The sequence below is a fragment of the Enterobacter cloacae complex sp. P40C2 genome (assembly GCF_014930695.1).
Lineage (GTDB): Bacteria > Pseudomonadota > Gammaproteobacteria > Enterobacterales > Enterobacteriaceae > Enterobacter > Enterobacter pasteurii.
On record NZ_JADBRP010000001.1, the window covers coordinates 1 to 21,642 of the forward strand.

General features: G+C 58.2%; 24 protein-coding genes. 6 read left to right on the forward strand and 18 right to left on the reverse strand.

Features of this window, described 5'->3' with window-relative positions:
• Window positions 1–211: 211 nt before the first annotated feature.
• The 3 genes from IM304_RS00005 to IM304_RS00015 form a co-directional block, all read right to left on the reverse strand.
• The gene (locus IM304_RS00005; RefSeq protein ID WP_148418333.1) at window positions 212–1,219 is read right to left on the reverse strand and encodes a luciferase-like monooxygenase; all 1,008 of its coding nucleotides are present in this window, start codon (window positions 1,217–1,219) and stop codon (window positions 212–214) included.
• A gap of 78 nt (window positions 1,220–1,297) precedes the next feature.
• Window positions 1,298–2,176: a U32 family peptidase gene (locus IM304_RS00010; RefSeq protein ID WP_193356505.1), complete on the reverse strand. Its 879-nt coding sequence runs from the start codon at window positions 2,174–2,176 to the stop codon at window positions 1,298–1,300.
• Between the two features lie 7 nt (window positions 2,177–2,183).
• A complete protein-coding gene (locus tag IM304_RS00015) occupies window positions 2,184–3,179 on the reverse strand; it encodes a peptidase U32 family protein (protein WP_148418335.1) in 996 nt (331 codons plus the stop codon).
• Window positions 3,180–3,400: 221 nt separating this feature from the next.
• Here IM304_RS00015 and IM304_RS00020 point away from each other — a divergent pair, with 221 nt between their 5' ends.
• Both IM304_RS00020 and IM304_RS00025 read left to right on the forward strand, forming a co-directional pair.
• Window positions 3,401–3,925, forward strand: a complete 525-nt coding sequence (locus IM304_RS00020; protein ID WP_193356506.1) for an SCP2 domain-containing protein — start codon at window positions 3,401–3,403, stop codon at window positions 3,923–3,925.
• Window positions 3,919–4,422 carry a GNAT family N-acetyltransferase gene (locus tag IM304_RS00025; protein ID WP_148418337.1) on the forward strand — a complete coding sequence of 168 codons (504 nt, stop codon included), beginning with the start codon at window positions 3,919–3,921 and terminating at the stop codon, window positions 4,420–4,422. Before IM304_RS00020 ends, IM304_RS00025 begins: the two co-directional genes overlap by 7 nt.
• Here the strand turns inward: IM304_RS00025 and IM304_RS00030 are convergent.
• Complete coding sequence (locus IM304_RS00030) at window positions 4,409–4,738, reverse strand: GIY-YIG nuclease family protein (protein ID WP_193356507.1); 330 nt, start codon at window positions 4,736–4,738, stop codon at window positions 4,409–4,411. The genes IM304_RS00025 and IM304_RS00030 overlap by 14 nt on opposite strands.
• A 14-nt stretch (window positions 4,739–4,752) precedes the next feature.
• Here IM304_RS00030 and IM304_RS00035 point away from each other — a divergent pair, with 14 nt between their 5' ends.
• A complete protein-coding gene (locus tag IM304_RS00035) occupies window positions 4,753–5,187 on the forward strand; it encodes a YhbP family protein (RefSeq protein ID WP_193356513.1) in 435 nt (144 codons plus the stop codon).
• On the opposite strand, the gene IM304_RS00040 is transcribed toward IM304_RS00035, so the two are convergent.
• Entirely contained in the window at window positions 5,167–5,685 is a 519-nt protein-coding gene (locus IM304_RS00040) for a type 1 glutamine amidotransferase domain-containing protein (protein WP_015571965.1), read from the reverse strand. The two genes, IM304_RS00035 and IM304_RS00040, sit on opposite strands and share 21 nt — an antisense overlap.
• 128 nt (window positions 5,686–5,813) lie before the next feature.
• Between IM304_RS00040 and IM304_RS00045 the strand changes: the two genes are divergently transcribed.
• Window positions 5,814–6,458, forward strand: coding sequence for an NAD(P)H-binding protein (locus IM304_RS00045; RefSeq protein WP_193356508.1), 645 nt, complete (start codon window positions 5,814–5,816; stop codon window positions 6,456–6,458).
• A 40-nt stretch (window positions 6,459–6,498) separates the two neighbouring features.
• Complete coding sequence (locus IM304_RS00050; protein WP_193356509.1) at window positions 6,499–7,536, forward strand: permease; 1,038 nt, start codon at window positions 6,499–6,501, stop codon at window positions 7,534–7,536.
• A 47-nt stretch (window positions 7,537–7,583) separates the two neighbouring features.
• Here the strand turns inward: IM304_RS00050 and dolP are convergent, their stop codons facing one another.
• Genes dolP through IM304_RS00070 form a run of 4 tightly spaced genes read right to left on the reverse strand, consistent with a single transcriptional unit; the run spans window position 7,584 to window position 11,275 of the window.
• Window positions 7,584–8,159: a division/outer membrane stress-associated lipid-binding lipoprotein gene (dolP, locus tag IM304_RS00055; protein WP_006812102.1), complete on the reverse strand. Its 576-nt coding sequence runs from the start codon at window positions 8,157–8,159 to the stop codon at window positions 7,584–7,586.
• Between the two features lie 9 nt (window positions 8,160–8,168).
• On the reverse strand, window positions 8,169–8,759 hold the full coding sequence (gene diaA / locus IM304_RS00060; protein ID WP_003861754.1) for a DnaA initiator-associating protein DiaA: 591 nt from the start codon (window positions 8,757–8,759) through the stop codon (window positions 8,169–8,171).
• Window positions 8,760–8,780: 21 nt separating this feature from the next.
• Window positions 8,781–9,176, reverse strand: a complete 396-nt coding sequence (locus IM304_RS00065) for a YraN family protein (protein ID WP_193356510.1) — start codon at window positions 9,174–9,176, stop codon at window positions 8,781–8,783.
• Window positions 9,134–11,275: a penicillin-binding protein activator gene (locus IM304_RS00070; protein WP_193356511.1), complete on the reverse strand. Its 2,142-nt coding sequence runs from the start codon at window positions 11,273–11,275 to the stop codon at window positions 9,134–9,136. Before IM304_RS00070 ends, IM304_RS00065 begins: the two co-directional genes overlap by 43 nt.
• 62 nt (window positions 11,276–11,337) lie before the next feature.
• On the opposite strand from IM304_RS00070, the gene rsmI reads away from it, so the two are divergent.
• Window positions 11,338–12,201: a 16S rRNA (cytidine(1402)-2'-O)-methyltransferase gene (rsmI, locus tag IM304_RS00075; protein WP_045284768.1), complete on the forward strand. Its 864-nt coding sequence runs from the start codon at window positions 11,338–11,340 to the stop codon at window positions 12,199–12,201.
• Window positions 12,202–12,255: 54 nt separating this feature from the next.
• Here the strand turns inward: rsmI and IM304_RS00080 are convergent, their stop codons facing one another.
• The 9 genes from IM304_RS00080 to kbaZ all read right to left on the reverse strand — a co-directional run bounded on the left by IM304_RS00080 (window position 12,256) and on the right by kbaZ (window position 21,485).
• Window positions 12,256–14,145, reverse strand: a complete 1,890-nt coding sequence (locus IM304_RS00080; RefSeq protein WP_193361515.1) for an enterotoxin — start codon at window positions 14,143–14,145, stop codon at window positions 12,256–12,258.
• Between the two features lie 20 nt (window positions 14,146–14,165).
• A complete protein-coding gene (kbaY, locus tag IM304_RS00085; protein ID WP_193355062.1) occupies window positions 14,166–15,038 on the reverse strand; it encodes a tagatose-bisphosphate aldolase subunit KbaY in 873 nt (290 codons plus the stop codon).
• 12 nt (window positions 15,039–15,050) lie between these two features.
• A complete protein-coding gene (locus IM304_RS00090; protein ID WP_193355061.1) occupies window positions 15,051–16,199 on the reverse strand; it encodes an SIS domain-containing protein in 1,149 nt (382 codons plus the stop codon).
• A gap of 245 nt (window positions 16,200–16,444) precedes the next feature.
• Window positions 16,445–17,578 carry an N-acetylglucosamine-6-phosphate deacetylase gene (gene nagA / locus IM304_RS00095; protein WP_193355060.1) on the reverse strand — a complete coding sequence of 378 codons (1,134 nt, stop codon included), beginning with the start codon at window positions 17,576–17,578 and terminating at the stop codon, window positions 16,445–16,447.
• Window positions 17,575–18,009: a PTS galactosamine/N-acetylgalactosamine transporter subunit IIA gene (agaF, locus tag IM304_RS00100; RefSeq protein WP_148418348.1), complete on the reverse strand. Its 435-nt coding sequence runs from the start codon at window positions 18,007–18,009 to the stop codon at window positions 17,575–17,577. Before agaF ends, nagA begins: the two co-directional genes overlap by 4 nt.
• A gap of 16 nt (window positions 18,010–18,025) precedes the next feature.
• Window positions 18,026–18,904, reverse strand: coding sequence for a PTS N-acetylgalactosamine transporter subunit IID (gene agaE, locus IM304_RS00105; protein ID WP_193355059.1), 879 nt, complete (start codon window positions 18,902–18,904; stop codon window positions 18,026–18,028).
• Window positions 18,894–19,673: a PTS N-acetylgalactosamine transporter subunit IIC gene (agaW, locus tag IM304_RS00110; RefSeq protein ID WP_193355058.1), complete on the reverse strand. Its 780-nt coding sequence runs from the start codon at window positions 19,671–19,673 to the stop codon at window positions 18,894–18,896. Before agaW ends, agaE begins: the two co-directional genes overlap by 11 nt.
• 10 nt (window positions 19,674–19,683) lie before the next feature.
• Window positions 19,684–20,157, reverse strand: a complete 474-nt coding sequence (gene agaV / locus IM304_RS00115; protein ID WP_148418351.1) for a PTS N-acetylgalactosamine transporter subunit IIB — start codon at window positions 20,155–20,157, stop codon at window positions 19,684–19,686.
• 20 nt (window positions 20,158–20,177) lie between these two features.
• Entirely contained in the window at window positions 20,178–21,485 is a 1,308-nt protein-coding gene (kbaZ, locus tag IM304_RS00120; RefSeq protein WP_193355057.1) for a tagatose-bisphosphate aldolase subunit KbaZ, read from the reverse strand.
• Window positions 21,486–21,642: the final 157 nt, after the last annotated feature.

Below are 21,642 nucleotides of genomic sequence, written 5' to 3' on the forward strand. Positions count from 1 at the left end.
CGCCCTCTCGGCGCATCCCTGCGCCTCGCCCCGGCCTGCAGGAAACGCCTCAGCGATTTACAGCCGGACCAGGGCGTCGCTGTAATTCATTTATTTTCCTGAAACAACATTCGTCGCTTTCGGTAAAAAAATTACTGGGGATCCCTCAGCCCGAAGGGAGAGGGAGAAAACCGTAGGCCGGATAAGGTGAAGCCGCCATCCGGCAAAAAAACTACCCCACCAACTCTTCTTTCACCTGCATCGCCAGATCAAAGGAATGCAAACGCGCCTGGTGATCGAAAATCTGGCCGTTAACCATAATCTCATCCGCCTGCGTTTCGCGCAGTACCGCTTCCAGCCCGTGACGGATTTTCGTCTTATCGCCTACCAGCGACATGCTCAGCGCCTGCTGTACGCCATACTGCTCGGAGGCGGACCACAGCTGATGCATATTCTCCACCGGTGGCGGCAGCTGGCCCGTCTCGCCGCGACGCAGCTTCACAAACGCCTGCTGCATGGAGGTAAACAGGAATTCCGCATCGCGATTGCTGTCGGCTGCAATGATGTTGATGCACACCATCGCATACGGTTTCTCCAGACGTGCAGACGGTTTAAAGTTCGTACGGTAGAGATGCAGCGCCTGGTGCAGCATATCCGGTGCGAAGTGGGAGGCAAACGCGAACGGCAGGCCCAGCTGAGCGGCGAGCTGCGCGCTGTAGAGGCTTGAGCCTAGCAGCCACACGGGGATCTGCTCGCCGTAGCCCGGAACCGGGCGAACGTGCGGGTTCGGATCCCGCGCGTCGAACCAGTCCACCAGCTCCGCCACGTCGCGCGGGAAGTTATCGATATCGCCGTTCATGTGGCGGCGCAGGGCGCGCATGGTCGGCTGGTCGCTGCCCGGCGCACGGCCAAGCCCAAGATCGATTCGGCCCGGATAAAGGGTATTCAGGGTCCCAAACTGCTCGGCAATCACCAGCGGGGCGTGGTTCGGCAGCATGACGCCGCCAGAGCCGAGGTGCAGGGTGGTGGTATTCGCCGCCAGATAGCCAATCAGCACCGAGGTGGCGGCGCTGGCGATGCCGACCATGTTGTGGTGCTCCGCCAGCCAGTAGCGGTGATAGCCACGCTTTTCGGCAAGCTGAGCGAGGTCGAGAGAGTGCGTGAAGGCTTCTCTTGCCGAGGAGCCTTGTGGGATCGGCGCCAGATCCAGCACCGAAAACGGAATGGTTTTATCAGTCATAACAGCTCACTTTGTCGACGGTGAATCTTTAATACTGCATTAAAGTTTACTAACCGTTGTTAACAAAGTGAGCCTTTTTTAGGCCTGAAGTTCCAGCCCGGCCAGACGTTTCCAGTAACCGTTACAGTCGCTGTTTGCCGTCAGCGGCAGCGGCGACGCGCCGTTTTCATTGGCGCGGAAGGCGTCCAGCATCGCGAACACGCTGGTATCCAGCGGTGAAAGACGCACTATATCCACCAGCCCGTCCATCGACGCCAGCTCGTTACCGAGGTTGTAGACGTAGCCGCTCATGGTCTGAATGCCGTTGAGGACAAACACCTGCTGGTTCTCCTGCGACAGCATGCTGCGCCCGTTAGGGTACTTAATGCAGCAGGTTTCACACTCGTCTTTCGGGCGATCTTCAGAACGCGCGGTGAAGCAGCGGGCAGAATAGGCCAGCGGGAGATGGCCATAGCTCAGCACTTCCACTTCAAACTGATTGCGAATGCCAAGCTCTTCACACTGAGCGAGCAGGTTTGCCAGCCAGTCGCGGGAGAGTTCCACCGGCATACACCAGCGCGTCATCCCCTGTTTGAGCAGCAGGCGCAGGGACACCGCGTTATAGCAGTTCAGCGCATGTCCGGCGACAAACGGTAGCTTACGCTCGGCACACATGTTCACCACGCCGAGATCGCTCGCCTCCAGCAGAAACTCGCCGTTTTCCACGTAGCGCTTCAGCTCGCCCAGTTCCGATGACGCCTGCACCAGCGCCAGGGTGGAGAGCACCACCTGCTTGCCGCTGCCTGCCAGGCTTTTCGCCATCTCCAGCCAGTCGCCCACTTTGGTGGCGCGGCGCTTGCTGCATACCGCTTCGCCGAGGTAAATCACGTCGGCGCTGCTGGTCGCGGCCTGTTGATAAAAATCTTCCAGCGTCTCTTTTGGCCAGTAGTAGAGCACCGGCCCTAATGAATATTTCATGGTTATCTCACTGCCATTTACGGTGATACGCGCCGAGCGTGGTTTGCGTGCCTTCGGACATTGCGCCTAGGGTCTCCATCCACGCCGGTTGCGCGGCGTAATTCTGCGGGTCCGCCATGCAGCGGTCGATGGCCTGACGCCACACCTTCGCGACCTGGCTCACGTAGGCCGGGCTGCGCTGGCGGCCTTCGATTTTCACCGAGGCAATATTGGCAGCCAGCAGTTCCGGCAGCAGCTCCAGCGTGTTGAGGCTGGTGGGCTCCTCCAGCGCGTGATAGCGCTCGCCGTCCACCAGATAGCGGCCTTTGCACAGCGTCGGGTAGCCCGCGTTTTCCCCGTCCTGATAGCGGTCGATTAACACTTCGTTCAGGCGCGACTCCAGCCCCTGCGGCGTTTGCTGCCAGCGAACGAAGCGGGCAGGCGAGCAGGCGCCCACGGTATTTGGCGATTCCCCGGTTAAATAGGAGGAGAGATAGCAGCGGCCTTCGGCCATGATGCACAGGCTACCGAAGGCAAAAACTTCCAGCGGTACTGGCGTGACGCGCGCCAGTTGCTTAACCTGATGAATAGAGAGCACGCGCGGCAGCACCACGCGAGCCACGTCAAAATGTCGATGGTAAAAACGCACCGCCTCTTCGTTCGTCGCGGATGCCTGAACCGAGACGTGGCGCTCAATGTGCGGGTAGCGTTCTGCCGCATACTCAAGCATGGCAAGGTCGGCCAGGATCAGCGCATCGGCGCCCAGCTGGGCGGCCATATCCACGGCGCGCTGCCAGCGGGCATAGCCATCAGGATGGGCGAAGGTGTTGATGGCGATATGCAGCTTGCGGCGGTGCTGGTGAACGAAGTTAACGGCCTCCTGGAGCTTCTTCTCCGTAAAGTTAAGGCCAGCAAAATGGCGGGCGTTGGTATCATCTTTCAGCCCGATATAGACCGCGTCGGCCCCATTTTCAATGGCCGCCTTAAGCGCCGGAAGGTTTCCGGCAGGGCAGAGCAGCTCCATAATTTATCCCGATGTTGTCGATCGCAGGGATCGTAAAAAATGTTAACGAGCTGGGATTTTAATTAACCCATACGCGACAATTTTTGATTTAAGGCAGCTAATGGCGTATTGATGGCACCAATAATGAGGAGCACCGGACTACGGTTTGTTGATTTACGCCGCTATCTTCTTGTCGGGATATGGCAAAATAGCAGGATTATAGCTATCAGGGAGTAAAGCTCGTGCTGGATAAACTGCGTTCACGTCTCGTACAATTTGGTCCATCAATGCTGAGCGTGCCGGTAAAGCTGGTGCCGTTCGCGCTTAAGCGCCAGGTGCTGGAACAGGTATTGACCTGGCAGTTCCGTCAGGCGCTGCAGGACGGTGAACTGGAGTTCCTGGAAGGCCGCTGGTTAAGCATCGAAGTGCGCGATATCGGGCTGCGCTGGTTTACTTCCGTTGAGAACGATCGGCTGATCGTTCGTGAGTCCGCCGAGGCGGATGTAAGCTTTAGCGCCGACGCCAGCGATCTGCTGATGATTGCCGCGCGCAAGCAGGATCCCGATACGCTGTTCTTCCAGCGTCGTCTGGTGATTGAGGGCGATACGGAGCTTGGCCTGTACGTCAAAAATTTAATGGATGCCATTGAGCTTGAGCAGATGCCGAAGGCGCTGCGCGTGATGCTAATGCAAATGGCAGATTTCGTTGAGGCCGGGCTGAAAACCCCGCCGGACAGTAAACACACTTCAGTAGGTGAGCCATGCTGATTCGAGTCGAAATTGGGATTGATGCGCCGGGCATCGACGCGTTGTTACGCCGCTCTTTTGCGGGGGACGGCGAAGCGCAGCTGGTTCACGATCTTCGCGAAGATGGCCTGATTACCCTGGGTCTGGTTGCCACCGATGATGAAGGGCAGGTGGTCGGCTACGTGGCGTTCAGTCCGGTGATTGTTCAGGGCGAAGAGTTGCAGTGGGTTGGCATGGCGCCGCTGGCGGTGGATGAAAACTACCGCGGCCAGGGCCTGGCACGTCAGCTGGTTTATGAAGGGCTGGATTCACTGAATGAATTTGGCTATGCCGCCGTCGTGGTACTGGGCGAACCGGCATTCTACGAACGTCTGGGATTTGAGCCGGCGGCCAAACACGATCTGCACTGCCGCTGGCCGGATACGGAAGCGTCCTTCCTGGTCCATCCTCTGGCGGACGACGCGCTCGATGGCGTTAGCGGCCTGGTTGAGTATCACGATCGTTTCAATCGCTTTTAAGCAGGCTGTCGCGTAGCGCCTCAAAAGAGCCGTCCCCGTTGACGAGACGCTCTTTCTGGCGCTTCGTCAGCTGTTTGACGCGATACTCCAGCCTGAGCGCCAGCGATCTGTCGCCCACGGCGGCTGAAAAAGCCAGCTTAAGCTCACCTTTCCCCCGCAGCGCTTTTGCCCCTTTTCCCGTTTGATGTTGTAAAAAACGCCGTTCCACATCGGTGGTGATCCCGGTGTAGAGCGCGTTATCGGCGGTTCGGACAAGATAGAGAAACCAGCACACGGTAAGCAGATTCAGTATGTTAAGGTGAGCGCACCATAGCATGAGAGAGAGTGAAAATGGAAACACTGGCCGCCATCAGCCGCTGGCTGGCAAAGCAGCACGTCGTCACCTGGTGCGTCTGTAAAGACGGGGAGATGTGGTGCGCGAACGCGTTTTATTACTACGATCCCGAGCGCGTCGCCTTTTACGTGATGAGTGAAAATAAAACGCGGCATGCGCAGATGTCGGGCCCGCAGGCAAGCGTGGCGGGCACGGTAAACGGTCAGCCTAAAACCGTTGCGCTGATCCGCGGGGTTCAGTTCACGGGCGAAATCCGTCGTCTGGAAGGGGAGGAGAGCGACGCGCAGCGTAAACGCTACACGCGCCGCTTCCCGGTTGCCGCTGCGCTAAAAGCCCCGGTGTGGGAAATCCGCCTCGATGAGCTGAAATTTACCGACAACACGCTGGGCTTTGGCAAGAAGCTGCACTGGTTACGCGCCGAGCAGGCGTAACGCTTCGCGGTTAAACGCCGGAAGATCGTCCGGCGTACGGCTGGTGATCAGCTGGTCGTTGTCGTTAACCACTTCCTGGTCGTAAAACTCGGCGCCGGCGTTTTTCAGGTCAATGACGATCGGTTTCACCGCGGTCAGCTTGCGCCCGCGCACCACCTCCGCGCTGATCAGCAGCTGCGGGCCGTGACAGATGGCAAAGACCGGCTTACCGGTGCCGACGAAGTCACGGGTGAAGGTGACGAAGCGCTCGTCTCCGCGCAGGGAATCCGGTGAATGGCCGCCCGGTAGCAGCAGGGCGTCGAAATCAGACGGGCTGACGTTATCAATGGATTCGTCAATGGTCACGCTGGCTTCGCCCTTGTGGCCCTTCACGGTTTTACCCGCTTCTTTCTCGATGGTGACCACCTCGTGGCCCGCCTTGCGGAATGCCTCTGCTGGCGACGTAAACTCTGAATCTTCAAACTCGTCGGTAATCAAGACTGCGATTTTTTTACCCATGCTTCCTCCGTTGTTTTCGCTTCAGACTGTTTTTTTCCCGTTTGTGGTAAATACTTACCGGTAACAGACTTTTAAGTGTGGTAGAGCAGGCCCAGATCGCAAACGGACAATTCTGTAAAGGGGAAAAGATGAGTCAGGTACTGATTACCGGTGCTACCGGGCTGGTGGGTGGACACCTGCTGCGGCTGCTGATCCAGGATCGTCATATTAACTACATCGCCGCGCCGACGCGTCGGCCGCTGCTGGACGTCACCGGCGTCTTTAACCCGCACGATCCACAGCTCACCGACGCGCTGGCGCAGGTGCAGGATCCTGTCGATATCGCCTTTTGCTGCCTGGGCACCACCCGACGGGAAGCGGGCAGTAAAGAGGCGTTTGTGCATGCGGATTACACGCTGGTGGTGGATACCGCCCTGACGGCGAAAAAGCTGGGGGCAAAGCATTTTCTGGTGGTCAGTTCCCACGGCGCCAGCGCCGGCTCGCCGTTTTTTTACAATAAGGTGAAGGGCAAAATGGAAGAGGCGCTGATTGCGCAGAAGTGGGAGCGCCTGACCATCGTGCGGCCTTCCATGCTGATGGGCCACCGTGACGAGCGGCGTTTTAACGAGTCTTTTTTCGCGCCGCTTTTTCGCATCCTGCCGGGTAACTGGAAGTCCATCGAGGCGCGGGACGTCGCGCAGGCCATGCTGAAAGAGGCGCTGGCACCGTCGCAGGAGGGCGTAAATATTATCCCGTCGGCAAAACTGCGTGAAATCGCGCAGGGCGAGGCGTAAACTTCCCCGGCTTATTAAATAACACCTTCCGGGGAATGGTATGACTGGTCAGTCTTCATCTCAGGCGGCAACACCCGTTCAGTGGTGGAAGCCCGCACTTTTCTTTCTTGTGGTCATCATTGGCCTCTGGTATGTGAAATGGCAGCCGTACTACGGTAAAGCCTTCACCGCCGCCGACACCCACAGCATTGGCAACTCTATTCTCGCTCAGCCAGATTCCAGCCCGCTAAAGGCGGCGTGGGATTACGCTATGGTCTATTTTCTCGCGGTGTGGAAAGCCGCTGTGTTGGGCGTGCTGCTGGGGTCGTTGATTCAGGTACTTATCCCGCGTAACTGGCTGGTGAAAACCTTAGGACAGCCGCGCTTGCAGGGGACGCTGCTGGGGACGATTTTCTCCCTGCCGGGCATGATGTGCTCCTGCTGCGCCGCACCGGTGGCGGCGGGCATGCGCCGTCAGCGCGTGTCGATGGGCGGCGCGCTCGCCTTCTGGATGGGTAACCCCCTGCTGAACCCGGCGACGCTGGTATTTATGGGCTTTGTGCTCGGCTGGCACTTCGCGTTTATCCGGCTGGCGGCTGGCCTGCTGACGGTGGTGCTTGTCGCTACGCTGGTACAGCACCTGGTGAAAGACAACGAGGCCGGGTCTGCCTCCGTTGAGCTGGACGTCAGCGAGCCGCAGGGCAGTTTCTTTGCTCGCTGGGGCAAAGCGCTGTGGCAGCTGTTCTGGAGCACCATTCCGGTTTATATCCTGGCCGTACTGGTGTTAGGGGCAGCGCGCGTCTGGCTGTTCCCGCATGCGGATGGCGCTATCGACAACACGCTGATGTGGGTGATTGCGATGGCGGTGGCCGGGTGCCTGTTCGTGATCCCAACGGCGGCGGAAATCCCGATTATTCAGACCATGATGATGGCCGGGATGGGTACCGCACCGGCGCTGGCACTGCTCATCACGCTGCCGGCGGTGAGCCTGCCGTCGCTTATCATGCTGCGTAAGTCATTCCCGGCAAAAGCGCTGTGGCTGACGGCGGGGCTGGTGGCGTTGAGCGGGGTGATCGTGGGGAGTATGGCGCTGGTATAAAAAAAGCCCGGTGGCGCTACGCTACCGGGCTTACCGTCAGGTTCAGCTTACTTGATGTAGGTAAAGGCGGTGGTGACGTGCTTCACGCCGCTCACCCGGCTGGCGATATCCGCTGCCGCTTTCCCTTCACGCTCGGTCACCAGGCCCAGCAGGAACACTTCGCCGTTCTCCGTGGTCACCTTCACGTTTGAGGATTTCACCTGGTCAGTACCCAGCAGCTGGGAACGAACCTTGGTGGTTATCCAGGTATCAGATGACGCGGTGCCGAGGCCAATCGGCTGGCCCTGGCGGATCTCGTTAAACACTTCCGCCGTGCCTTCTACGCCCATCGCGATCTGTTTGGCGCGTGACGCCAGTTCAGGATTTGGCGCCTGGCCTGCCAGCAGCACTTTGCCCTGATAGGCCGTCACGTTGATGCGTGCTTCCTTCTTGATCTGTTCGTCTTTCGACAGCGCGCTGTTCACGCGCAGCTCAAGCGTACCGTCATCCACCTGCGTTCCAACGGTACGCGGATCGGTCGCTGCTTTGGTGCCGACCGCTGCGGTACCGACTACAGCGGCGGCGATGCATCCCTGAAGCAGTAATGCAGACATCACGACTGCAAGGGCCGATAAAACCTTCATGAGAACTCCTTAATCATCCTGGTGAGGGAAAAGCGTGTTATCGATCAGATCGCATAAGCAGTTCACCGTGAGCATATGCATCTCCTGGATGCGGGCGCTACGGTGCGAAGGAATGCGGATCTCCACATCCTGCGGCCCCAGCAGGCCAGCCAGCTCACCGCCGTCGTAACCGGTCAGGGCGACAATCGTCATGTCCCGGGTCACTGCCGCTTCAACCGCCTTAACGATATCCCGGCTGTTGCCGCGCGTGGAGATCGCCAGCAGCACGTCTCCGGCATGGCCTAAGGCGCGCACCTGCTTGGCGTAAATTTCGTCATGCAGACGATCGTTGGCAATCGCAGTTAAGACCACGTTATCGGTGTTAAGTGCAATGGCCGGTAAACTCGGGCGCTCGGTTTCGAAGCGGTTGATCATGCTGGCAGCAAAATGCTGTGCGTTGGCGGCGGACGTGCCGTTGCCACAACAGAGGATTTTGTTGCCGTTGAGCAGCGACTGAACCAGCGTCATCGCCGCGCGGGAGATCGCGTCCGGAAGGGCTTCCGCCGCGGCGATCTGCGTTTGAATGCTTTCTGTGAAGCACACTTTAATTCTTTCGAGCACGGTATCCCTTTAAAATCTTATTTAAGCGTCTTCGCCAAACGCGTTTTTAAGCCATTCGATCGCATTTCCGGTGAAGGCTACCACATCGAAACGGCAATCCACAGTATCAAAACTCCCATTATGGCGGGCAAGCCACAAGTGGGCAGTCTGTAATAATTTATGTTGTTTGGCGAGCGTCACGCTGGCGGCAGCACCGCCAAAACGGGACGACTGTCGGTAGCGTACTTCAACAAACACGGTGGTCTGACCGTCTTTCATGATCAGATCAATCTCGCCGCCGCGCCCGCGAACGTTGGCGGCGACAAAGCGCAGTCCTTTGCCTTCAAGCCAGCGGCGCGCCTTTAACTCCCACGCGTCGCCGGTCTGTTTGCGGCTTAACTTGCCGGGACAATCTGCCCCTGCTGGTATTTGAGCCATGATAACTTCCTGTTAATCACACAATCCTGGTTGGCGGTCAGATCGCCGGTATTACCGTTAAGCTCAAAGCCCGGTACCTGACGCATCTGGGTGAAGTGGTTCGCCAGCGCCCAGGCATCGACGCCCATCGCGTACAGGCGCGCCAAAGAGTAATCATTGCGCACCGCGCCCAGCGCCTGCTGCATCAACTGCGGGTTGCTGCCTGCCAGCATGGGGATCTCGCTGTATTGCAGCCCTTCCATCTCCAGACGGAAGTCCGGGCCAGCGGTACCCTGCGCGCTGCGCGAGCTGGCGTAAAGGGTTGCGCCGCTCTGGCTACCGTTACGCATGGCGATCATGGGTTTGATAAAGGCGATCTCTTCAGGCGTGGCCACGATGTAGGCCGAATCCACTTTACCGCCGCCGCTGATTTGCGCGTCGGTTGGCGGTGCCGGGATCGTCAGGCCGCCGATGGTAACGCTCTGCTGCTGCGGCAGGCTGGCGGACACCGGGCTACCGTTGAGGGCAATACCGGCACCGCCGTTCACGCCCGCTCTCAGTTCGGAAGCGGAGCCAAATTTTTGCTGCAATACTACGCCGCCGCCGAGGGACTGCCACTCTTCAGCAAACGCGTTGGCTACGCGGTCTCCCAGCGTGCTGCGCGGGATCAGCAGCAGCGGCGCCTGCTTGCCCTGCTCGTGAATATGACGCGCCGCATCGCGGGCTTCATCTTCCGGTGAAAGGGCGAAGTAACAGATATTGGCGCGGTTCTGAACCTGCTCAGGCTGGTTAAGCGCCAGCACGTTCAGCGTGGTATTGCTCTTCATCAGCGTTTCCACGTTGTTTTTCAACAGCGGGCCGACAACGATGCTGGCGCCGTCCTGCTGAACCTGCGCCAGCACCTGGTCGAGCGGCTGAGCGCTGGTGTCGTAGATTTTCAGCTCTGCGCCCGGGTTAGCGCTGGTGGTTGCCACCGCCTGCTGCTGCGCTGCGGGCTGCTGTTCCGGCTGCACTGTTTGCGGCTGAGGCTGTTCGGCCGTGACGGGGGCCGGGGTTTCAGCCGGTGCCTGCGTCGCTACGGGCGCTGGCGTGGCGGCTGGCTGCGTGGCTGGCGCAGTGACCGGATTCTGCATCGTACCCTGAGCAGGGGTTTGCGCGGTGGTCAGGTCGTCGGTTTCAGCAGCCGACGGGCTGACGACGTCGTTCACGTTTGCCGCCTGCGCCGCTTGTGCAGGCACCGCGCTGCCGGTAACGGCGGTGGTGCCGTTTTTCGCCGCTTCAAAACCCTGCTGAATGGCGCGACCAAACACCGCCGCCTGGCCGTTTAACGGCAGCAGCAGGGCGATTTTGCTGGTGGAGGCGGGCTTAAAGTTTTGCACGTTCACCAGCTGCGTTGGCAGCATTTTTGCTCCCGGGTTTTGCGGGTAGCGCTTTTGCCAGTCGGTAATGCCGGCTTTCAGCATGTTCGGATCGCTGCGGTTGTTGAACCACATCTGCTGAAGATCAAGCCAGCCCTGCAGGACGTTTTCATCGGCGTTAATGACCAGCGCCCGTGCCTGCTCCTGGGTCATGGAGGCGAGCGCCTGCCAGGTCGCATCAATATTTTTCTGCTTGTCCGCACCCGCGAGCAGAGGCTCCTGAGCAATCAGCGCCCGGAGCAGCGTCAGGGAAGGGCGGCCCTGCTCAGCGGTGATGCCGGCCTGCCAGAAACGGGCCTGCTGGTTTTTATCCAGCGCGCTCAGATCGATATTGCCGAGGATCTTCTTCGCCCCGTCGTAATCTTTCTGCGCCACTTTCAGCTCTGCCGACAGCAGCGTCTGCTCACGACGCTGCTCGTCGTTGAGCGACTGCGGCAGCTGGCTGAACAGTTCGGCGGCCTGCTGGGTTTTCCCTTCTTTCAGCAGTGCACGAATGGCGAGTAATTGCCAGTTGGTCTTGGTATCATTTGAACTCTGCGACATTTGTTGCAGATAAAAGCCAGAATCAGCCTGAGCGGATCCCTGCATATGAGCAGTGCTCTGGTCGGGTGCCTGGGTGCCACAGCCTGCGAAGATCAGGGCTGCGAGCAGAAGCGGCACGCCGCGCGTGGCTTTTTTTCGAAGAAACGTTAACGGTACCATACTGTATCCAGTGATTTTTTTTACGCAATGCTCAATATTAAATCGGCAATACGGACGAAACAATGAAACAACACGAAACGGCAGATAATTCTCAAGGCCAGCTTTATATTGTACCTACTCCTATCGGGAATTTGTCTGATATTACCCAACGTGCACTCACTGTATTGCAAACTGTTGATTTAATTGCTGCTGAAGACACGCGCCATACCGGTTTACTGCTGCAACATTTCGCGATTAACGCCCGTTTGTTTGCCCTTCACGATCACAATGAGCAACAAAAGGCCGAAACGCTGGTGGCGAAGCTTAAAGAGGGGCAGAACATTGCGCTGGTCTCCGATGCGGGCACGCCGCTGATTAACGACCCCGGCTACCATCTGGTGCGCACCTGCCGTGAAGCCGGGATCCGCGTTGTGCCGCTGCCGGGGCCGTGCGCCGCGATTGCTGCGCTGAGCGCCGCGGGCCTGCCGTCCGACCGTTTCTGCTATGAAGGTTTCCTGCCCGCCAAATCCAAAGGCCGCCGTGACGTATTAAAGGATCTTGAAGCTGAGCCGCGTACCCTGATTTTCTACGAATCCACTCACCGCCTGCTGGAAAGCCTGGAAGATATGGTCACCGTCTGGGGCGAAGGCCGCTACGTGGTGCTGGCGCGTGAACTGACCAAAACCTGGGAAACCATCCACGGCGCGCCTGTCGGCGAACTGCTGGCGTGGGTGAAGGAAGATGAAAACCGCCGCAAGGGTGAAATGGTGCTGATTGTCGAAGGCCATAAGGCGCAGGAAGACGCGCTCCCTGCCGACGCGCTGCGCACCCTGGCCCTGCTACAGGCCGAACTGCCGCTTAAGAAAGCGGCGGCACTGGCGGCGGAAATCCACGGCGTGAAGAAAAATGCGCTGTATAAGTATGCGCTGGAGCAGCAGGGGGAGTGATCCCTGCTGCTGTTTTGCCGGGGGACGGTTTCGCCTTACCCGGCTTTGCGCCTGTTACTTTACAGGCGTCGCTTCAAACACCAGCGTTTCCAGCGGCTTCAGGGTAATCACCACCGCGTTTTTATACTCCTCCGGTATGCTATCGTTACTGCCGTACACCGCTTTTAAACCGAAGTGCGTCGTGCCGTCCATAGGGACCTCAAAGTCTCTGGCAAGATCCAGATAGTAGCTTTGCGGCTTATCCGATGGGTTTCGCAAACCGAAAATGGCTTTGTTTTGACTCCACGACGCCCAGCCGTAAACCTCAAGCGCCGTCGGATCTCCGCCGATCCAGTGGGTATCGACCAGCACGCTGGCGTTATCCCGGGACCACTTCGCGGCCTGCGCCAGGACATCCCACTTCGCCTTGTTGAGCATTGATGGAGTGATGTACAGCTCCTGCAACTGGGTGCCGGTGGCGAAATAGCTCCATACCTGGTCGGCAAAGTCGCTGTCCGTTTGCACCTTCTCCAGGCCGTAATACGCGTTCTCCGCGCTGACGATCCCGTGATACATCAGGGAGTTCAGCGGGAAAAGCGGACCTTTACGCACGATGGAGCGATACGTTTCCGCATCGCGGTAGGTCATCCACTGCTGCACCGGCGTGCCGGGACCGTACAGGTTGATATCATCTCCCTGACGCCAGATGGAATCGGCGTAGAACAGCCAGGATGGGCTGGCGTTGGTACCGGTCGTCAGGTTAATAAACAGATTCGGATTGGCGCTGCGCATGTTATGCAGCAGAGCGATAGAGGCGTCAAAATCCGAGGCGAATGGGCTGCCCTTAATATGCGAATTGGCATTGCCCATCCCGTCGAGCTTGAACGAGGTTATGTGCTCGTTTTTGATAAGCTTAACGATCTGCTCATTAAAGTTTTTAAAGTAGTTCGGGCCCGACAGCGCCAGCTTCCCGTCTACCGTTTCGAAACCGTACTCTTTTGCATGCGAGACGCGCGTGTCGCGCGGTTTGTTATATCCGCCCCACGGCGAGAGCCACAGGCCGACGGAGCTGTGCAGGCTGTCCGCTTTCTCCCGTACCTTGCCAAAACCGTTGCTGAAAGCCGGGCCAAACAGCCAGCGACCGGTCAAATCATCCCAGCCATCATCCAGCAGGAAAGCATCCAGCGCCACGCCGCGCCCGGTAATAAATTCCTTATTCCATTCATCCATGCGCCCCAGCACATCCTGCTCGGAGTAGGGGGTAAAGAAGCCAATATCCATCCAGCTGTTGTAGTGTAAATAAGGCTTATACGGACGCGGACGGACGGCATTAATAAACTGGTTTACGCTGCGGCGCAGCTGGCTGGTCTCCGGGACGGTGCCAAAGTACGTGGTGTAGCTGACCGGGGCGTCTGGCTGAACAGGGGTTTTCAGCTCCACGTTGAGGTTGGTCGTCGCCTCATAGGCGTAGGTGTTAACGATGGGTTTATTCGGCAGGATAAAGAACGAGTCTGCGACGATCGGCGAGCTATTAATTGCCCCGTCTACATAAGGTGCCTGAGACTGCTTTTTGGTCGGGAAGAAGGTAATTTTTGCTACATCCCGCGGCTGCCCAACGGCTGCGATGGTGTAGTCGATGCTGGCGTATTTGCCCTTCACCAGGTTCAGCTTCACCGTCACGTTGAATTGCGGATGGGTGAAATCGATAACTATCCCGCTGTCCTGCTTTTCGACATGCCTGATTTTAAAATCCGCCGTGTGGATCTTACTCTCGTCCGGCAGCGTCAGAAAAAACAGCTCCTGCGGCTGGAGCGGACGTTGAGTTCTGGTGTCTTTAACCACTACCGTCGAGTTTGCATCATCAAACGACAGGGCAATATTGTCGTTATTGAGCGTGTAGTTCGCTGCCGCCGCGCTATGGGAAACGCACAGGGCAAGCATGGAGAGTGTGAGGATTTTTTTCATCAGCGTAAGCTCCTTTTTGATCAGGCTTCTGCCGGAAGCAGCAGGCGGTTAGCCGAACCGCAAACGGTAATTTTGCTTCTGACCACCTCTTTCATGGCGTCCATACCGACCCGCATATAGAAGCGCGGATCGTTACCCTGCGGGTTTTGGGCAAACCAGGCTTTAACCGCGTCAGAAAAGGCGATTTTCAGCTCGGTAGCCACGTTGACTTTGCACACACCCAGCTCAATGGTGCGACGAACATCTTCATCCGGCACGTCGCTCGCGCCGTGCAGCACCAGCGGCACGGTGACCATTTCACGGATCTCAGCCAGCCGCTGGAAGTCGATTTTGGGACGCCTGGTATACAGGCCGTGCGCGGTGCCGATGGCGACGGCGAGGCTGTCGACGCCGGTCAGTTCGACAAAGCGTTTCGCTTCCTGCGGGTCGGTGAGAAACGCGCTTTCGGCGTCTACGCTCATGTCATCTTCCACGCCGCCCAGTCGGCCCAGCTCGGCCTCGACGCTACAGTCGTTAAGGTGGCAAAAATCAACCACCGACTTCACCAGCTTCACGTTTTGTTCAAACGGATAGTGGCTGCCGTCGATCATCGCGCTGCGCACGCCTGCGTTGACCTTACGACGAATATCGTCGAGGGACTCATGGTGATCGAGATGCAGCGCCAGCGGCATGTCGTAGGTTAACGAGTACGCGCTGCACAGGGCGTAGATCTCTTCCAGGGCAATGTGCTTAAACGTGCCCGGCGTGCCCGCGAGGATCACCGGCGATCGCATTTCGCTACAGACTTCGAGGATCGCCTGGATCGTCTCCGCATTGTGGATGTTGAACGCCGGCACGGCGTAGCCTTTTGCCTGCGCGTCCTGGAGGAGATACTTCGTTGAAATAATGCTCATGGTGCGATCCTCTTAAGCCTGCCACGGATGAATAACAACGCCCTGTACCACGCGGTTAACCGTTCCGCTGGCAGATGGCGTATCGGGCGTATTTCCCACGCGGAGGGACTGGGAAAGCGCAAAGACCTGGGCGTACATCAGGAAGCAGAACGCCTGTTCCATATCAATAAACGGGCGGGAAGGCGGCAGCAGGATGTGCGGACCCGCTTCAATCACCGGATCGTTTTCGGCGGCGACGGCGACAACGCGAAGAGCCTGACGATCGCGGCGCAGTTCGGCCAGCAGATCGAGATCGTACTGACGGGTATACGGATGGCTGGAGACAAACACCACCACCAGCGTTTCGTTATCCACCAGCGATTTGGGCCCGTGACGGAAGCCCGTTGGGGAATCATAGAATGCCGCCAGCTTGCCCGCCGTCAGTTCCAGCACCTTCAGCGCCGCTTCGCGCGCCGCGCCCTGCAGGCCGCCGCTTCCCAGGTAGACGATCCTTTTCCACGGTTCGTTACCAAATACGCCCTGACGAAAATCGCCGAGAGAGGTGAGGATCGCCTGGCAGCGATCGGCCACGTCGCGGAAGCTGCGGCTGCCGATCGCGTCTGGCGCGAATACCGCCAGGCAGCTCGCCATCATGGTGGTAATACTGCTGGTCATCGCGAAGCCGCGATCGTGCGTTTCGGCAGGCATCAGAAGGGCATAAGCGTTATCGCTGTTGACGGCATTCTGGTACAGGCTGCCCGCCTCGTTACAGGTGATAGACAGGTGATAGCACTCCGGCACGAACTGATTGGCCAACTCTACGGCCGCCACGCTCTCCGGGCTGTTACCGGAACGGGCAAACGAAACCAGCAGCAGCGGATGTGCCGGGCTGAAGTAATCCATCGGGTTCGTGACCAGATCGGTTGTCGGTATGGCGGAAACGTTTTTCCCGGTGTGGCTCGCAAGCCATGGCGCAATGATATCGCCTATAAACGCGGAGGTGCCCGCGCCGGTCAGCACGATCCGCAGATTGGGCTTGCGCAGCAGCGGCGTCAGGAAACCGTCAATGGTGGAGCGCAGATTATCGATATTGGTGAGCGAGCGGATCCAGCTGGCAGGCTGCTGGCGGATCTCTTCTTCGGTCCAGGTGCCGGTTGTGGCGGCGGGAGTGATTTGTGGCATAACTCAGTCCTTAGTCGTGTGAATTCCACATCAGACGCTGGCAAACGTGTCGCTATCTTTCGTTTCGTTTCACTTGTTCACTTAAACAGTTAAATAAAATCTATAGAAAAGAAATCGAAAGTTCAATGAAAGAAAAGAAATAAAACGAAAAGTGTGATCGTGAAAGGAAAGGGCAGATTTAAGGAAAGGAAAAGAAAGGCCTTACGGTTGAGGCCGTAAAGCCACAAGGTGACGCAATGAAAGGGCTAAAGGGGGAGAGCCTGGCCCTGAATCCAGATCTGCTGAAGGTGCAGGCCGCCATCCAGCGCAATGATATTGGCGCGTTTACCCGCTGCTAAGGATCCGAGCTGACGATCGATCCCCAGCAGGCGGGCAGGGTGCAGCGAGGCCATATGAATAGCCTCTTCGGCCGTCACGCCTGCGTGCTCTACCATATTCCTGACGGCGGCATCCAGCGACAGCGTGCTCCCTGCCAGCCCGCCGGAGGCGGTTTTAACCACGCCGTGGTGCATCGTGACCTCTTCGCCACATAGCGTATACCGCCCGTCCGGCATGCCTGCCGCCTGCATGGCATCGGTAATCAGCACCACGCGGTCCCTGGCGCAGCAGCAGCATACACGCATGGCTCCCGGATGGACGTGGTGGCCGTCGGCAATGAGCTCAAGCCACGCCCGTTTGTCCGTAAGCCCCGCGCCGACCATTCCCGGCCCCCGGTGATGCAGCCCCGTCATGCCGTTATAGCAGTGCACCAGCCCGTCCGCGCCGGCGTCAAAGGCGGCAAGGGTTTGCTCGTACGTGGCGGCACTGTGGCCCAGCATCACGCGTATACCTCGCTGCTTCAGGTGGCGAATGGCCCGTAGCGCGCCGGGTTTTTCCGGCGCCAGCGCCACCACCCTCAGCGTGTTTTGGGAGAGCGTAATTAACGCGTCCAGCTCGGGGAGATCCAGTTCCCGAAACAGCGCTGGCGGATGGGCCCCTTTGTTCTGCGGGGTAAAGTACGGGCCCTCCAGATAGCTGCCAAGGATCTGCGCGCCGGGGCCGCCCGACCGACAGCGTTGGGCGATCCGCGTGAGTGCCCCGTGAATCGCCTCCAGCGGCGCGGTAACGGTAGTGGGCAAAAAAGCCCCCACCCCTTCACGTGCTTTATGAATGGCTAAAACATCCAGCGTATCGGGGGCCTCATCCATCACATCCACACCCATGCCGCCATGAACGTGAATATCGATGAACGCCGGGCAAAGTAGCCCGGCATCACGGGCGACAACGCCCGCAGGGACAGGCTCAATCGCCGCGATAACGCCGTTCTCGATACGAAGCTGGTGGTCATCCAGCCAGCCCTGTTCGGTGAGCACCCGACGCGCGCGCAGCAGCTGGCTCATATCCCCTCCTCTGCGGGCGCTTCCTCACGACAGCGGCCAAGCTCGTCCACCAGGCTCGTCAGGCCGCGGTGGCCACACTCCAGCGCCTGCAGACGAAACGCTTCGCTGCTCAGACCTTCACGTTCGAGCACCATCTCCAGCAGCAGTTGCAGGTTAGTGCCGGTAATCACCTCGCTGCCCGGTCTTTTCATGGCGAGCGTAGACGCGACGCGAAACGGCGTGCCGCCCAGCAGATCGGTGAGAAACACAATATCCTGCTGTGCGTCGAGTTCGCTCACCGCCTGCTCAAGCTGAGCGGTCAGCCGCGCCGTGGTGGACGTTTCAGGAAAATCGATGGCGATAAACTGCGGCTGCTCGCCGAGGATCTGCTTCATTGCCTGCTCAAGCCCGCTGGCAAACCCACCGTGACCCGTCAAAATAATGCCTAACATCGCAACCTCTTTGCTTTTACAGGAAGTGACAGAATTTACCGACAACGCCCAGCACCACGGTGATACCAATCAGCCGCAGCGGGCTCCAGCCACGACGCACCAGCCAGAACATGGTCAGGGTATAGACCAGCGGCAGAAACGCGGGCATCAGCTTATCGATGACGTCGGCCTGTAGCTTAACGACCGCATCGCCGGCTTTGATTTCAAGCGTGGTATTGAGACGGACATAGGTTGCCACCAGCGCGCCGATCACCGTCATCCCGACGATGGAGGCCGCATGGCCGACCTTTCTGGTGTTGGCCTTGATCAGCGGAATAGCCGCAACGCCCATCCGGTAAGCGTAGTGCGCCAGACCAAAACGCAGGCCGAGGTGCACCACGTTAAACAGCACGAAAAAGACCACGGCCCCCAGAATCGATCCCTGCAGCGCCAGGCTGGCACCAATACCGCCGCAGATAGGCAGGAGGGTAAGCCAGAACATGGCGTCACCAATCCCACCAAGCGGCGCACCGACGGCAATTTTGGTGCTCTGGATGCTGTTCACATCCTGTTTTGAGCGCTCCATCGCCAGAATGATGCCGATAACAAAGGTCACCAGGAACGGGTGAGTATTAAAGAAGCCCATATGGCCTTTCATTGCTCGTGCCAGGTCCCGCTTGTTGGTGTGGATCTTTTTCAGCGCGGGCAGCAACCCATACAGCCAGCCGGAGGCCTGCATACGTTCATAGTTGAACGAGGCCTGTAGCAGCATCGAACGCCAGGCGACGCGGTTAATATCCTTTTTCGTCAGCTCGGCACCGATGCTCTGGTCTTCGTAGACGTTCTCGTTGACGCCGGTCAGCAGGGTCTCTTCAGCTTCAGACACGCCCGGTAACGTGGTTTGATTAGATGCCATCTTCGAATTCCTTTTTCTGGGCCGCTGGAGCCGTCGGTTCAGGTGATTTACGCATCAGGTCGATCAGCGCCATTGCCAGCGCGGCGGCCGCAATCGCGAGTACCGGAAGCTTGAGCCAGGCCGCCGCGACAAAGCCGATAATGAAGTAAGGGATGTAGACGTTTTTCATCATGATCTTCAGCAGCACGGCGAAGCCGATAGCTGGCATGATGCCGCCCGCGACGCCGAGGCCGTCAATCAGACGCGCCGGCAGAACATCAATCGCCGTTTTCGCGTGTTCCGCACCGAAATAGATGGGCAGAAACGCGCACAAGAAGTAGAAGATGCCGAGTGCCAGCATGGCCAGATAGTTAACCCTTTCTATACCGTTGGTATCAGCATTGGCCGCCATGCGGTCGCAGCGGGACATCACGCCGGACATCACGGAGAACAGGAAGGTAATCCCCATCTGTACCGCGACAGCAAACGGCACGGCGACCCCGACGGCGACATCCGGCTTGACGCCCGTGGTGATGGCAAACGTGGTCCCGACGATGGTGCCGATAATCACGTTTGGCGGCTGTGCGCCCGCGAGCGGTGCCAGACCCATCCAGACCAGTTCTAACGTCCCGCCGGTCAAAATCCCGGTGTGCAGATCGCCGAGAATCAGGCCAACCAGCGGACCGAGAACGACCGGGCGGTGCATGTGCGTTAACCCGTTAAACATATCCAGACCCGCGATGAAGGCGAGAAGTCCCAGCGCGAATGCCTGCAACAGACTGATTTCCATTTTGAAACCCTCAGAGCAGTTTAAAGAGATCCAAAGCAGCCTCTGTCGGAACGCCCTGAACGAAGCATTCCACCCCGGCCGATTTCAGGCCGTTAAACGCGGCGATGTCGTCAGCGTCTACGGATACCGTTTTGGCAATTTGCTGTTTGCCGCTGGCGTAGTGCATGTTTCCTACATTGATACGGGTGATAGGCACGCCGCCTTCAACCAGCTTCAGAAAATCCGCGGGAGATTTACAGACCAGCAGAATTTTCTGGCGGTCGGCGGCGCGGTGAATGTTGTCGATCACCTTTTGTAACGACCAGAAACGCACGGCGATCCCCTCCGCGAGCACCATTTCCATCAGGTTCTGTTGAACCGGATCTTCTGCCACCTCGTCATTCGCGACCAGCACCAGGTTCGCCCCCGCGAACCCCACCCATTGCACGCCCACCTGGCCGTGGATCAGGCGTTCATCAATGCGGCATAAGACAATATTTGGCATAGCCTTTTTCCTCTTTTTAATTATGCATGTTGAGTCGTTACGCCTTCGCAGGCGGCGTCGTATTGCTGGAGTATGTCCTGAATGTGGTTGATGATGAGTTCTCGCGGTGTCGGCTTGAGAGCGCCCTCGCGAACTTTGCTGTACTGCACCGGCAGGTACTGGCTGATCAGCGGCAGCGGGATGGGTTCGTCTGCCAGGTTGCGCACCATACGTTCAAAGGCATCGTCAATCTGGCTGTCCGGCCAGTAATAGCGAACGCGGTCAGAGTAGCTGTAGCCGCGCGCCAGGCGACGCGCGTTGCGGTCGCCATGGTAGTGGCTTTGCCAGTATTCCGGCCGATCGAGCATCACGTTTTCCAGCACGTGCCGCAGACCCGAGCTGGCTTTTGCTGGCAGCAGTTCCTCCTCAATGGCAGCCAGCGCAAAGAGTGCCTCGCGCAGGGCGAAGGTGAGGGCCGGGCCGACTTTTAAGATGGCGAAGTGATCGTTTACCAGCTGGCGAAGCGCCTGTGGCGTCTGGTAGTCGGTGGAGTGAGCTTCAAAAACCAGCGTATCGTAAGCTTTTACCATTTCGCTCAGGGCGATGGCTTTTTGCGGCTGGTAGTCACAGACGTGCGCGTGGTCAAACTCCACGCCGGGCTGAACCACCAGGCCAATAATGCGCGGCCAGATGTCGCTTAATCCTTCCTTTTCGAACGCGTGGCGATGCGCTTCAAGCGTTGCGCGCGCCGCGTCTGGCGTGGTCACCTCAAGCTCGGTGAGCGTGTCGTGCGCGCCACCCGGAACCGGAACCTCCGTGCCGATAACGTAGACCAGATCGGATTCACCATACTGTTTCAGGCAGGTTGTTTCGGCAATTTTCGCCAGACGTGCGGCGCGTTCGGCGACGATCGCGTCGGTCAGAGGAACCGGATCGTCCTCGCAGGACATGCTACAGTCGAGGTGGATCTTTTTGAATCCGGCCGCGACATAGCATTTAATGAGATCGTCGGCCCTGGCCATCGCTTCCTGCGCGGGCAGGTGTTGCCAGCGGTTTGGCCCTAAGTGATCGCCGCCGAGGATAAGTCCTGACGCCGGGAATCCGAGGGAATTTGCCAGCCTGCAGACGAACCCGTGAAAGTCGGCGGGCGTCATGCCGGTATAGCCGCCAAACTGATCGACCTGGTTAGAGGTGGCCTCAATCAGCAGAGGCGTCTGTTGCGTATTGGCGTAACGAATTGCGGCTTCAAGTACCAGCGGGTGTGCGGAACAGACGGCATAAATTCCGTTCATCTTACCTTGTTTATGTTGCTCCACCATTTCTGTCAGATATTTCACTTTCCTCTCCATGTCGGATGGTAATGATGCTTATCTTTCGTTTTGTTTCATTTAATCCTGCATCATGGTGATTTAAAAATAAAACGAAAGATAATAGTTTTCCGATCTGTTTCACAAAAGAAACATAATGAAAGGTTTCGGCGCAGCGTAAGCGAGTGAATGGCAGGCT